12 protein-coding genes are annotated in these 13728 nt (G+C 43.2%); 6 read left to right on the top strand and 6 right to left on the bottom strand.

All coding sequences use genetic code 11. From position 1 onward, the window contains the following. Window positions 1–158: 158 nt before the first annotated feature. From IPZ60_RS03045 to IPZ60_RS03065, 5 genes are all read right to left on the bottom strand, one after another. Window positions 159–953: a PAP2 family lipid A phosphatase gene (locus IPZ60_RS03045; RefSeq protein WP_194196403.1), complete on the bottom strand. Its 795-nt coding sequence runs from the start codon at window positions 951–953 to the stop codon at window positions 159–161. Window positions 954–1117: 164 nt separating this feature from the next. Further along, window positions 1118–1507 (bottom strand): diacylglycerol kinase, encoded by a 390-nt coding sequence (locus IPZ60_RS03050; protein ID WP_227669230.1) that lies wholly within the window; start codon window positions 1505–1507, stop codon window positions 1118–1120. A 427-nt stretch (window positions 1508–1934) separates the two neighbouring features. Continuing rightward, window positions 1935–3281, bottom strand: coding sequence for a HAMP domain-containing sensor histidine kinase (locus IPZ60_RS03055; RefSeq protein WP_194196405.1), 1347 nt, complete (start codon window positions 3279–3281; stop codon window positions 1935–1937). Between the two features lie 107 nt (window positions 3282–3388). Further along, on the bottom strand, window positions 3389–4075 hold the full coding sequence (locus tag IPZ60_RS03060) for a response regulator transcription factor (protein WP_194196406.1): 687 nt from the start codon (window positions 4073–4075) through the stop codon (window positions 3389–3391). Window positions 4076–4118: 43 nt separating this feature from the next. Further along, window positions 4119–5738: a phosphoethanolamine--lipid A transferase gene (locus IPZ60_RS03065; protein WP_320108708.1), complete on the bottom strand. Its 1620-nt coding sequence runs from the start codon at window positions 5736–5738 to the stop codon at window positions 4119–4121. 264 nt (window positions 5739–6002) lie between these two features. Here IPZ60_RS03065 and IPZ60_RS03070 point away from each other — a divergent pair, with 264 nt between their 5' ends. Next, window positions 6003–6311: a helix-turn-helix transcriptional regulator gene (locus IPZ60_RS03070; protein ID WP_194196408.1), complete on the top strand. Its 309-nt coding sequence runs from the start codon at window positions 6003–6005 to the stop codon at window positions 6309–6311. Window positions 6312–6388: 77 nt separating this feature from the next. Then, window positions 6389–7615 (top strand): NADH:flavin oxidoreductase/NADH oxidase family protein, encoded by a 1227-nt coding sequence (locus IPZ60_RS03075; RefSeq protein ID WP_194196409.1) that lies wholly within the window; start codon window positions 6389–6391, stop codon window positions 7613–7615. 51 nt (window positions 7616–7666) lie between these two features. Here the strand turns inward: IPZ60_RS03075 and IPZ60_RS03080 are convergent, their stop codons facing one another. Next, the gene (locus IPZ60_RS03080) at window positions 7667–8557 is read right to left on the bottom strand and encodes a LysR family transcriptional regulator (RefSeq protein ID WP_265087427.1); all 891 of its coding nucleotides are present in this window, start codon (window positions 8555–8557) and stop codon (window positions 7667–7669) included. 183 nt (window positions 8558–8740) lie between these two features. On the opposite strand from IPZ60_RS03080, the gene IPZ60_RS03085 reads away from it, so the two are divergent. The 4 genes from IPZ60_RS03085 (at window position 8741) to IPZ60_RS03100 (ending at window position 13640) form a co-directional block, all read left to right on the top strand. Further along, window positions 8741–9130 carry a RidA family protein gene (locus tag IPZ60_RS03085; protein WP_194196410.1) on the top strand — a complete coding sequence of 130 codons (390 nt, stop codon included), beginning with the start codon at window positions 8741–8743 and terminating at the stop codon, window positions 9128–9130. 59 nt (window positions 9131–9189) lie between these two features. After that, complete coding sequence (locus tag IPZ60_RS03090) at window positions 9190–10665, top strand: aldehyde dehydrogenase family protein (protein ID WP_194196411.1); 1476 nt, start codon at window positions 9190–9192, stop codon at window positions 10663–10665. A 107-nt stretch (window positions 10666–10772) separates the two neighbouring features. Then, window positions 10773–11762 (top strand): membrane dipeptidase, encoded by a 990-nt coding sequence (locus IPZ60_RS03095; protein WP_194196412.1) that lies wholly within the window; start codon window positions 10773–10775, stop codon window positions 11760–11762. A 198-nt stretch (window positions 11763–11960) separates the two neighbouring features. Beyond that, window positions 11961–13640, top strand: a complete 1680-nt coding sequence (locus IPZ60_RS03100) for a BCCT family transporter (protein WP_194196413.1) — start codon at window positions 11961–11963, stop codon at window positions 13638–13640. The last annotated feature ends 88 nt before the right edge of the window (window positions 13641–13728 follow it).

A 13728-nucleotide genomic window follows, 5' to 3' on the forward strand; every position in this document is an offset into this window, starting at 1 on the left:
ATTGATATATAAAGCGTTTATCAACGAGCACTATCCATAGTTCTGCTTAACGATAAGGTGGTTATTGTTTATTATTTATACATTATTTTTCAAATGGTTAGTAGTGCTATTTTGGTAAATATATCATCATCAGTTCCATTTATACCCACAAGCTCATTTTAAGTATTAGATGTTTCAATATCAGGCAGGCTATTGTCGGCTTGTCTTTTATTACTATTGACGCTTTTGGCCTTTTTCGTTATCGAGTCTTTAAAGACAAAGGTGGCGAGCGCACAAGCAATGGTTAGTGATAGCAGCATCGAGACCAATGTATGACTAAAGAAATGGTCACCAAACAGCATTTTATACAGCCCCATCGTCCAGCCTAAGACCGTCACACTCTCAAATATTCTATAACGATATTTTTTTAGAGTGGGTAAAAATACCAAACCATATAAAGAAAATCCTGCGCTCGCATGTGCGGCTGGAAAGCATTTGGCTGGCGTGTCGGCGACTATGTTTTGCCAAATATTTAGATACGGCAAACTCCCACCAAAGAGCGTTAAATGGTTAGGGCAACTCACATGTGTTACCCCTTTTAATAGCGCGATAGAGGTAGGGACTACGATAAGAATCGTCAGGAGATAACTTATCTCACGCATGGATAAAGGGATAATGAATTTACGAAGCTTACTGCTATTGGTTTTAGAAATGCTGTTTGGATATTGTCTGTATTTCAAGATTAATACGGTAATCAAATAGAGTGCTAGGAGAATCAATGACGCTTTAGGTCCATCATAAAAGATGAAAGCATAGGGCTGTGCATCCTTTTGGATGAGCCATTGCCCATGGCTATAAAATAGCTCACTAATACGAATATCAAATTGGCTATGCTCAAAAGTTAAAGCTGTAATAATCGTTAAGCACAAGAGTTTAAGCCAAACCCAATCCGTTGAATTATCCTCTAGAATCATTTAAAACCTCAACTAGTCCTATAGTCAATTCTCTATAAAAGAGTTACCGCGTTAACCTCGCTTGAAGTATCACATATACATCTACACTCGGTTGCCTTGTCTCTCTTTTAAACTGAATAAACTATACATACATTATGGTAGTGATACTGCTCACCAAATACTGTTTAAGATAAAAAAGTCGATAATGCCATTAGCCATAAAACAAACAATAACAGTAATGCTAGAAACTGAGCAGCCGAACCGACGTCTTTGGCTATTTTGGCTAATGGATGTTGCTCAGTAGAAGTATGGTCGACACTCGCTTCGATACCAGTGTTGATAAGCTCAACGATTAAGGATAGGAAAGAGGCGAATACCAGCATCATTTTGATGCTGATAGCAAAAGGCATAAATATGATGAATATGATCAGCAATAGATTGAGCCAGAGAACTTGTCTGAATGCGGCTTCGAACTTATAAGCAGCACGGAAACCATCTATAGAATATCCTGTTGCGTTTAGGAGTCGGTTTAGACCTTTTTTACCCTTGGCATTACTTGCAAAGCTGCCAGTCATCACAAGAGTATTAGGGGTGCTCTTATTTTTAGAATAGGAATCTATCTGTTGATGGTCGATAGAACTGATTTTGACATTTCTTGTATTGATGCTCATATTGATGGCTCAATCGTTAGGGATATTTTGAGTGTATGGCAAGGAGTACGTAGTGCTTTCACTCACTCGCCTTTCTTATCTCTGAAAATATAGAGTAAGTGCAATCATTCCTATAATTATTGTTTTAATGATCCCAGTGTAGGAGGTCACTGGTTAGCACTTGAGTATCAGTATAAGCGGGGCACTGTTAAGAAAACGTTAAGATGAGAGACTTTTGCTTTTTTATATTTATGCGATGTACTTATGCAATTGTTGAGTGTAGATGTAACTGTAATACTTCAAGCGAGGTTAACGCGGTAACTCTTTTATAGAGGATTGACGATAGAGAATGCTATGTATAATAAATACTAAAGGTGCTACCGCCAGCCTGATTGGCTTGGTGCGTTAGTTGCCAGTCCATATGGGTCATGATGCGTTGCACGATGCTAAGCCCCAAACCGCTGCCTTCAACTTGGTAGCTAGACTGACCTTTCGACAATAACGTGGTATCCAGTTGTTGGTCATTGTTCTGTTGCTCTAGGCGCTCAAATCTTTCATATAGCAAAGGCATCATTACTTCAGGAATACCAAGCCCTGTATCCGTGACTGTGATTTTTTCGGCATCAATCGTAATGACTACCTCACCATCGTCAGTGTATTGGAACGCATTTTTTATTAGATTGCCCAATGCCATTTTTAGTAGCTCGGGTCGTACGTACGCGAAATATTCTTGTTCAGCCATTACGGTGCAAGTCACTGCCTTATTGCGTAGCAAATATCTTAAGCGGGCCACTTCATTTGAGGCAATATCATTGATGGAGGTTTGCGGTGTGTCTAGTTTTTCAGGCGCACGAGAGAGTAATAATAAGGCACTGATAATCTCAGAAGTTTCTTTAGCGGTATTGCTAATGCGGTTGGTAAATTCACTTAAGTGACTGTCATGTTCTAATTGTGAGGCCAGCACCTCTGATGCCCCCATGATAATAGTCAAAGGGGTGCGCAGCTCATGGCTGACATCGCCTGTAAACAACTGCTCACGCTTTAGATATTGCTCTAGTTTATGGTTTTTATCATCGATAGCGCGAGCCAAGACGCCAACTTCTGAAGGCATATGTGTCAGTTGGGATAGGTTTTGATGATCGGTTTCTACGGCTTTTTTTAAGTCTAATAGTGGTTTGGTGATTTGCCTAGAAGACAGCTGAGAGAATATCGCTGCGATTAATAAACTCAAAATGACAGCCGCTCTTAAGGCATTGGCAAAAATATCTTCTAAGCTTTCGAAGATTTCTAAAACCGGATAGTGCCTCATCACCATCTCAACCCCTTCTACGTAGGTCAAGATATAAGCTTGCTCACCCTGCTGATCGATAAAAAAATGAAGGTTGGCGTGAGTTTTGCCAGACTCATCGTTGATAGTGACTGACATTTCTTGCACTTTTTCATTCGCTAATGCTTGTAGATTGGCAGGTGCAACATCGTAGCGGTAAATTTTAATACCTGGGTCGGCAGTATAAATAGGCTGATCGCCGTACTTCTCTTGACTAAGATCAAGCTGCTGTAATAGACGAGCCTTGACCAACTCCTGTTCTATTCTGCTTTCCGCGTACAGAAAAATACTGACGAAAGTTGCGCAAAGCAATAAGGCAAATAAGAAGTAAGAGATTCGAAACTTATTAACGATGGAGTCGATACTAAACATGGTATTTACTTCGTAATGAAAGGCAAAAAGAAAAAGAAAGAAGCGGCCATAGAAATAGCTAAACATTCTTTATCACAAGGACAGGTTGTTAAAGCTAGCAGCGAATTTTATACTTTATCTGGATCAATGATTTGGTAACCCACACCAGGTATCGTGACTATCATGGCTTGTACAAAAGGTTTATCGACTTGTGCACGTACACCATGCATATGTGTGCGCAGGGCATCGCTACTAGGAATGTCCTCACCCCATACCTTTTCTTCTAGCTCGTTTTTACTGACGACTCGAGGAGAAGTGCTCATGAGCACATTTAGTATTTTAAAGCCTGTTGGCGTGAGTTTTAGCGACTTTCCTTCACGTGTAATAGTGTGCTCTTCTGTGTTTAACGACAGCTTGCCGACTTCTATACTATGCCGGAAGTGGTCATCTTGATGTCGACGTATAAGGGCTTTGATGCGTGACTCTAGTTCTACTAAAGAAAAGGGCTTAACCAGATAATCATCAGCACCACTATCGAATCCTGCGACTTTATCTGAAATAGTATCGCGCGCCGTCAACATAAGTACAGGGGTTTTATTATGTAGCTCATCTCTTAGCTTTTTACACAGTTTTGTACCGTCCATGCCCGGTAGCATTACATCTAATAGAATCACGTCATAACGATTATTAGCAGCAAGCGTTAAGCCGCTGATACCGTTATGAGCATTATCCAACTCAAAGCCTTTTGGCTCAAAAAAAGCATAAATATTGGCCACAATATCAGGATTATCTTCAATAATAAGTATTTTGTACATAGATGTCTCGTGCATAAATGCCAGTCGTGAATGGATTAAAACGCTAACTGGCCAGCTTAAAAAAGGTGGGTTCTGCTGCCACTTCATCGGTTATGATACCGAAGAAACTGAGTAAAGTGGGCGTAATGAAATCATGTGACACGGGCTGATCAGTTATACGAGCAAGACTATGGTTATCAATGCTGTTACTAGTAGGCGACCAGATGATGACTGGTACCTGCTTTTGGGTATCGGGTGCAATACTATAGGGTAGGCCATGCAAATAAATATTGTTTTCTCCTAAGCTCTCTCCATGATCACTGATATATACCATCACCACATCATAGTCTTGCTCATAATTTTTTAGCGTATCAATAACGTTATCTAAGAAGTAATCGGTATAACGAATGGCATTATCGTAACCATTGATAACAGATTGGTCATCGCACTTGGCTAGCTCATTGGTCATGCAGACAGGGTTAAACTCTTCAAACTCGCTAGGGTAACGCTGGTAATAAGCAGGACCATGATTGCCCATTTGATGCAGTAAAATAAGCGTATCTTTAGGTGTTTCGCTTGACTTAACAAGTTTGTCAAAACCATCGAGCATACCAATATCCCGGCATTCAACATCGCAATTAGGGTTAGTCTCAGCCGTTTTATAGTCTTCAAACGTGACGCGATTGGCCACACCTTTAGAGCTAGAGTTGTTGTCTCGCCAAATGACGTTGATACCTTGTTTATGTAGCGTGTCCAGTACGTTTTCATTATAGTTTGCATTCTTAGAATCATAGTTTTCTCTATTAGCATAACTAAACATACAAGGTACTGAGTAAGCGGTAGATGTCCCGCAAGAGGTGGCTTTTTTGAAACTATAAATGTCTGGCTGGCTAGCAAGTAATGGCATGGTATCGCGCTGATAACCATTGAGACTAATATGATCGGCACGGGCGGTTTCACCGACGACAAAGACCATCAGCTTAGGTTTTGCAGCATTAGTGCCCGTCGCAGTGACAGGTGCTAGGCGCTTGGCATCCGTCGCATGCAGTATCAACGTGTCAGGCCGACGTAGTTCATCAACGTAATCAGTGCCCAGTTTGATAACAGAATAGACAGGAGTGATGGGGTTGGCGTAACTACGGATTATTTTGTGTTGACGAAAAAAAATGGCATATTGATCGCCCAAGGGCAAAAGGCATGCGCCTATAAACGCAAGTGACAGTATCAAAGTCATAATGCGTTGTAAGACAGCACGACGTAAAGGGCTGCGTTTTATAGGCGTTTTGGCAATAATAAAAGCGGGTATGATGCCCAATAAAATAAGACGAATAAAAAAGCTTGGTGCCATCAGTCCTGCTACTTCGGCTTGGTCCGTCTCCATACTATTGATCAGCATATTGGTGTCAAATATCGTACCGTAAGCATCCGTAAAGTACCCGCATATTGCAGCTATCAATACCATCGCAATCAGAAATATCTTTGCAATTGGACGATAGCATAGCAACTGAAATAGTAGCCACATGAGTCCGAATAACAGACCTGCGAGGGATGTTATAAAAGCAATATGCGTTCGAAAAGGATAAATATTCAGCACTTGCTCAAAAAAGCCAATATTCGCCGTGGCGACTAAGTAGAGCGCAACGATTATAATCAAATAATGGAGATTAATCTCGCGATTAGACACTTTGCTTATTCTGCTTATATCGCTATTTTTAGTATAAGTTTTAGTGTCATTAGTGCTAATTAATTGAGGTGTTGACATAATCTGGCTTCTCAACAGCGTTATAGGGAATATGTTCCTCACCATAACAAGGGGCCTGTTAAGAAGACGTTAAGGTAGCTGGGTTAAAGAATCGTTCAATCGGATACTATGATTGATTAAGCTGTCGATCAAAGTTGCTCTTAAGAAATCGTTGACTCTTGATAGTATATCGAGATATCATGTTATATGAATATAGAAAACGTAATCTCCGCTCTTAATAACCCCATGCGCCGTCAAATCCTTGAATGGTTAAAAGACAGGTCAAACTTTCCAGCCTCATTACCAGAGCACGCGGATTTGGATGGTGTGTGTGTGGCATATATCCAAGAAAAAGCAGGATTGTCGCAATCAACCATCTCGAATTACATGGGGGTGTTAAAAAAGTCAGGACTGGTCATTGCTGAACGTCATGGGCAATGGACGTTTTATCAACGCGATGAGGCTAATATTAAAGCTTTTCTCAACGAGGTTGAGAAAGAACTACTAAAGCTTTGATACACTGTCTTCTCAATCTAAGATGGATTTTTAAAAGATAATATCGAGATATTTCGATATAACGATGGAGCGTCCCAATGAAACAAACAACAACCAAAATTAAGCCAACCAACCTAGCAGAAACATTAGGTAAGCCGCTTGAACTGCCCTGCGGGGTAGTGCTCAAAAATCGAATGGCAAAGGCAGCAATGTCAGACTCGCTAGGTGATGGGTGTGGTAATGCAACGGATGCTCAGTCACGTCTTTATGAGCGCTGGGCGCAAGGCGGCGTTGCATTGTCATTGATTGGCGAAGTACAAGGTACGCCTCATTATCCTGAAAAGCCTGGTAATTTAGTATTAAACCCAAATTCAGATATTGAGGCATTACAGGATTTGGTACGTCGCGGATCTATCAATGGTGCACATCTTTGGCCGCAGCTTGGACACGCTGGTGCATTGTCATATTTGCCTATTAGTAAACCCAAAGGCCCTTCTGCATTAGATCTGGCAGAATTACAATGCGAAGGGATGAGCATAGCAGACATCAAAGCATTACCCATTATGTATGCAAATGCTGCGCTTATTGCCAAAGAAGCAGGGTTCAGTGGCGTTCAAATACATGCAGGGCACGGTTTTCTGCTAAGTCAGTTTTTATCTCCGTTGTTCAATCGACGCACTGATGGATACGGCGGCTCTGTAGAAGGAAGATTCCGTGTCGTGCATGAGGTGATAGAAGCCGTTAGAGAGGCAGTGGGCGATGCATTCCCCATTGGTATTAAGATAAACTCAACCGATCAATTAGAAGGCGGCCTAACAGAGGCAGATGCTATGGAGATGATTGGTATCATCGATCAGACTTCTATCGATCTGATTGATATTAGCGGTGGTACTTATTTTCCAGGAGCGTCTGCAAGCTCAGACAGCAGCTCTGGTAATGGCCCTTACTTTATTGAGTTTGCTCAGCGTGCCAAGCAGATAACTAGTATTCCTATTATGGCAACGGGCGGTTTTAAGACGCGCCAGCAAGCCGTGGACGCTATTGCGAATGGTGCAGTCGATATGGTAAGCGTAGGCCGTGCGATGGCATTAAACCCCAGTCTTGCCAATGACTGGTTAAGTATGGAAGGTGGTGATGCAACATTCCCAAGATTCGCTACCAATCCTCCGGGCGGTGTGACGGCTTGGTATTCAATGCGGCTGACGGCACTTGCAGAAAACAAAGAAGATATGTTCGATTTAGATCTAGAATCTGCTATGAGTATTTATGATGCAAGAGATGAGGCTCGTTGTGATGATTGGCGTCAGACTTTCGGTCGTATCTAATACAAAACACCTTAATTTTAGGCTCTCTTATTTAGAGTAAGCCTTATTACTTTACAGCCAGTAGTTCTCTTGAACATACGCAACACAGAGATCATAAAAAGCTTGAGCGGGCGGAGAGATGGATTTATTAGCGAGTTTAAAAATTCCGATCTGTCGGTTCAAGGATGGATCAACTAAATCTATCCAAACCAAATCGGGTTCATTAGCAGGGAAAGCAAGCTTGGGCAGGGTAGTGATACCAAGATCATTACGCAATAAAGAAAATAGCGAGGTGATATTTTCTACCGTATATCGAGCTCTGCGGTTTAGCCCTGCCGCAGGTGTATTTTCCAGTAATCTACAAGTACCGTTATAAATAAATGGCTGCGACATAAGCTGCTGCCATGTTAGCCCTTGTGCCTGACTTAACTCGTTGTTCAGCTCATTGCTTTTAAGGCAGACTACTCCAATCGGGTCTGATATGAGTAGGGTGAAATCTATATTCGTTTGATCAATACTGGTGCAATTGCCCAATGCCAAATCTATCTCACCGGCCAACAATCGATTGGCCACACCAACAGAATTATCATCTATCAGTACAATCTCTATATCAGGATATTTCTTTGAGTATTCGACTAACACGCTAGGCAATAATTTGGTCACTAGCGACGGCACGCTTGCAATCTTGATTTTACCTTTATCACCAGATGCGGATGCTTTTAAGTCATCTTCTAGCGCTTGATAAAGGGTTAGGAATTGCTCAATTTTTGGTAAGCAGGTTTCACCGAAAGGCGTCAGTATCGCTTTGTTTCCTGTTTCAAACAAACGCTGTCCCAAGGTTTTTTCTAATTCTTTTATCGAGGCTGACAAAGCAGCTTGCGAACGGTTGGCGCGATCTGCCGCCGCACGAAACCCTCCTTCCTCTACGACGAATAAAAAATGACGCAATTGCTGTAGCTTCATATTCAGACCATCCAAGACTATTCTTCCATAATTTATCTTAAATGATAGATTAAATCTATCAAAATGCAAATTTAATTAGTTAGATTTATCGTTCTTAATTGAGTAGGATAAGTCATATAGACATTAGCAGTGGTTAAATAAATCTCAGATCTGCTGCAACCATTCATCAAAGGATATGACAATATGACGATTCACTCAAACAAACAGGCCATCAAAACCTCGCTTTATGCGTCTAAAGCGCCTTTGGAGTGGGCCATCACTAATAATGGAACCTTATACACCGCTCAAATTCCTATCGATGAAAATGGTGACGTGGTTGCAGGTGGTATTGAAGCGCAAACACGCCAAACGCTAGACAACCTCAAGCACACACTAGAATGTGCCAATGTTGGCATGGATTCGGTACTACAGGTACTCATCTACGTAACCGATCGAGCATATCTAAAAACGGTCAATCAAGTGTATGCCGAATACTTTGAAGCACCATATCCTAATCGTGCGGCACTGGTGATAGCAGGACTGGCACGAGAGGAGATGCTGGTTGAGCTGGTCGTATATGCCGCTGTGCCCTAAATTTTGAATGTACTCTAGTCAATAAATCAAATAGTTAATACGTTATCAAGGAAACTCTTATGTCAGCCCAAACGACTCAAAAGATATTGCAGCAAGACCCAACCAAATCACTTTACATCAATGGTGAATGGCAGGCAGGCGTGGACACACTTGCCAATATTAATCCATCTGATATCACTGAAACTATCGGTGAGTTCGCACAAGCGAGTAGCGATCAAGTCAAAGATGCCATCGCAGCAGCGCGTCAAGCCCAGCCAAAATGGGAGGCGACTCCTTTAGAAAAGAAGCAGTCTATCCTACAAGCGATCGGCGATGAGATGATTGCTCGCTGTGATGAGTTAGGTACGCTGTTGTCTCTTGAAGAAGGTAAGCCATTCGCAGAGGGTCGCGGTGAGATTTATCGTGCAGGTCAGTTCTTTCATTACTATGCGGCGGAAGTATTGCGTCAAATGGGTGATACGGCTGATTCAGTGCGTCCAGGTGTCAAGGTCGAAGTCACCCGCGAAGCAGTCGGTGTGGTCGCGATTATCTCACCTTGGAACTTCCCAACGGCCACCGCTGTGTGGAAAATCGCCCCAGCGCTAGCGTTTGGTAACAGCGTCATTTGGAAGCCTGCCAATTTAACACCTGCCAGCGCAGTGGCATTGGCTGAAATTATCCACCGTCAAGGCCTGCCAGAAGGTACGTTTAACTTGCTATTGGGTGGTGGTTCGTCAGTCGGTGATGCGCTCATCAATTCTACAGATATCGATGCGGTGAGCTTTACGGGTTCTGTCCCAACGGGTCGCAAAGTTGCGGCTGCTACTGCACCAAACTTTATTCGTTGTCAGCTTGAGATGGGCAGCAAAAACGCCTTGGTCATCGCTGATGATGCCGATTTGCAAGTTGCTATTGATGCAGCGGTCGCTGGTGCGTTCGGCGGTTCAGGGCAGAAATGTACGGCTTCTTCACGTCTCATCGTGATGGACGGTATCCACGATGCGTTTATGGATGGTGTGATTGCCAAAATGAAAACCTTAAAGGTTGGCCATGCGCTTGAAGACGGTATCTTTATGGGTCCTGTGGTTGATGATAAGCAGCTGGCATCCAATATGGACTGGATCGAAAAAGCCAAGCAGGCTGGTGCCAATTTAGCATTTGGCGGTGAGCGGTTAGAGATGCCACATGACGGCTACTATATGTCGCCGACGTTATTTACCGAGACGGATAACAGCTGGGATATCAATCAAGAAGAAGTGTTTGCACCGCTGGCGTGTGTCTTACGTGTCAAAAATCTAGAAGAAGCGATTGCGATGACTAATGACACACGTTTTGGTCTGACGGGCGGTATCATCACCCAAAGCTTACGCAGCAGTGCGATGTTCAAGGAGCAAGTACAAGCTGGCTGTGTCATGGTCAATCTAGCAACTGCAGGTACTGATTATCACGTGCCGTTTGGTGGTCGTAAACAGTCAAGCTTTGGCCCGCGTGAGCAAGGTCAATATGCCAAAGAGTTTTATACCATCGTCAAGACCGCTTATCAAAAAGCGTATTAGACACCTTTTTGACAAGCATGCTAGCCGCTATCGAAGCGACACAGTGTAAAAAAGCACTTAATAGCAAATGATAGCGGTCACTTATAAAAGTATTAAAAGGAATTGATATGTACCAAGATCATATCGTCATTGACGGATTACAGTATAGCCATTGGGATCGTGACTATTTTAAGATGCTTCAAGCCAGTGGTATCAATGCGGTACATGCCACCTTGGTCTATCACGAAGACGCTCGCCAAACCACGACCCGCTTTGCTGAATGGCATGCACGCTTTGAGCAAAACTCAGATCTTATCTTGCCTGTGTACTCAGTGGCTGATATTAAAACGGCAAAAGAGCAAGGCAAAGTTGGTATCTTTTTTGGCGCGCAAAACTGCTCACCAATCGACGATGAAATTGGTTTGATTAGCGTGATGCGTCGTTTAGGCCTATTGATTATGCAGCTGACTTACAACAACCAGAGCTTACTGGCGACGGGTTGTTATGAGCAGAATGACAGTGGCATCACCCGATTTGGTCAGCAAGCCATCGCTGAGATGAATCGTGTCGGTATGATTATCGATATGTCACACAGCGCTGAACGTTCAACATTAGAAGCGATAGAACTATCATCGCGTCCGATATGTATCAGCCATGCCAATCCAACGACGGCTCATGAGGCGCTGCGTAATAAATCGGATACGGTCATCAGTGCCTTGACTCAAGCAGGCGGGTTATTAGGGTTTAGTTTATACCCGTTTCATTTGCCAAATGGTAGTGCATGTACGCTTAATGACTTCTGCACCATGATTGCTAATTGCGCTGATAAATATGGCGTAGAGCATCTAGCGATTGGTAGTGATCTATGTCTCAATCAGCCACAAGCAGTGCTTGAGTGGATGCGTAATGGTCGCTGGTCAAAAGCGATGGATTATGGTGAAGGCGATGCCAATAATTCAGGTTGGCCAGATACCTTGCCATGGTTCGCTGGCAAAGACGGTATGGAAAACATCTATAACGGTCTGCTAAAACATGGTTTTAATGAAAGTGATGCTGGAAAAGTCATCGGTCAAAACTGGTTTGGTTTTTTAGAGCAAGGCTTAAAACCTTTGGCTTAACCAACTATTTTGAAAACTAAGTGTAGTAAATGGGCGATCGACATTGCTATAAAGCGACAGACGTTTTATAGCGCATAGCCATTTGAAGTAGGTAATTTTGAATTAGATCGTATGTATAGTGAGGTCGTCTGATTATACCCTCATTGCTACCACTCTGATCTAAAACGCAACGTTAGCATTAGTATATGGAGCCACATCATGGCCGATTTAAAGGGATTTAATCAAGATGAGCAAGGACGCTCAGCGCCTGTTAATCAAGGAGCAAATGACACCAAAGCCGCCGCTATTTCTACCGATACGTTAGGTCTCAAAAACCCCGCGTTTTGGTACAGTGGCGGATTCATTGTAGCCTTTGTTTTGATGGCTATTTTTGCAGAAGCACGCTTAGCAAAAATAGTCGAAGTGGGCTTCGCGTGGTCCGTCAAGATATTTGGACCTTTTTGGCAGATTTTGCTATTAGCGACCTTTGTTATTGCATTGGCCGTCGGTGCTGGCCGTACAGGTCGCGTGATATTGGGTAACTTACCCGTGCCTGAGATAGACAGTTTCAAATGGATGGCTATTCTTTTCTGCACACTATTGGCTGGGGGCGGGGTTTTTTGGGCTGCCGCTGAACCCATCGCGCATTTCGTGTCAGCACCTCCTTTATACGGTGAGTCAGCCGATCTACAGCAACGCGCTTTCAACGCATTGTCTCAATCATTTATGCATTGGGGGTTTTTGGCGTGGGCGATTGTAGGTAGTTTAACCGCGATTGTGATTATGCATCTGCATTATGACAAAGGCTTACCGTTGAAGCCTCGTACTCTCTTATATCCTATGTTTGGTGAGCGTGTACTCACTGGCCAAACGGGTGCAATCATCGATGCTTGCTGTATCGTGGCAGTGGCTGCCGGTACTATCGGTCCCATTGGTTTCTTGGGGTTGCAAACCAGCTATGCGCTGAATGAATTGTTCGGTATTCCCGATACGTTTACGACTCAGCTAATCATCATTGTCTTTGCCATCGTACTCTATACGTTGTCTGCGATCAGTGGTCTAACTCGTGGTATGCAGCTACTCAGCCGCTTTAACGTCATTTTGGCTTTTGTGCTGATGGTCTTTATTTTAATATTTGGACCGACCAATTTTATTGTCAACGGCTACATTCAGGGTGTGGGTACGATGATTGACAACTTCGTTCCAATGGCAACCTTTCGTGGTGATGAAGGTTGGCTGAGCTGGTGGACGGTGTTCTTCTGGGGTTGGTTTTTAGGCTATGGTCCGATGATGGCGATATTTATCGCTCGTATTTCACGCGGTCGTACTATCCGCCAACTGATTACCACCGTCTGTATTATTGCACCGCTTGTCACCTGCTTTTGGTTCACCGTCGTCGGGGGCTCTGGCTTAGCGTTTGAGATTGCCAATCCAGGAAGTGTCAGTAGCGCCTTTGAAGGCTTCAACTTACCCGGTGCATTATTAGCTGTCACGCAGCAATTACCCTTTCCTTTAATTACCTCGATATTGTTTCTGATTCTGACCACCGTCTTCATCGTTACGACGGGCGATTCGATGACCTATACCATCAGTGTCGTCATCAGTGGCGAACGCGAACCAAACGCCATGATTCGTACCTTTTGGGGCATCATGATGGGTGTAACGGCCATTGTTTTAATCTCTCTAGGTTCGGGCGGTGTGACAGCGTTGCAGTCTTTTATCGTTATCACCGCAGTGCCAGTCTCTTTTGTATTGTTACCTTCGTTATGGAATGGGCCACAGATTGCTCAGAAAATGGCACGAGAGCAGGACTTGTATCGTCCTAATAAAGTAGAGGTAAGGCATAAAATCAGTGAAGAGAAACAGGCTAAGGAAAAATTGGCTGAAAAAGTTAATTGAAGTACTAAATCACTGAACGGTAAATAAGAAACTGGCCCTCATCTATACCGCTGACTTCTTATTTACCGATAGATATTATCATTGAGAC

Source organism: Psychrobacter sp. NG25, from assembly GCF_015234355.1.
Taxonomy (GTDB): Bacteria; Pseudomonadota; Gammaproteobacteria; order Pseudomonadales; family Moraxellaceae; genus Psychrobacter.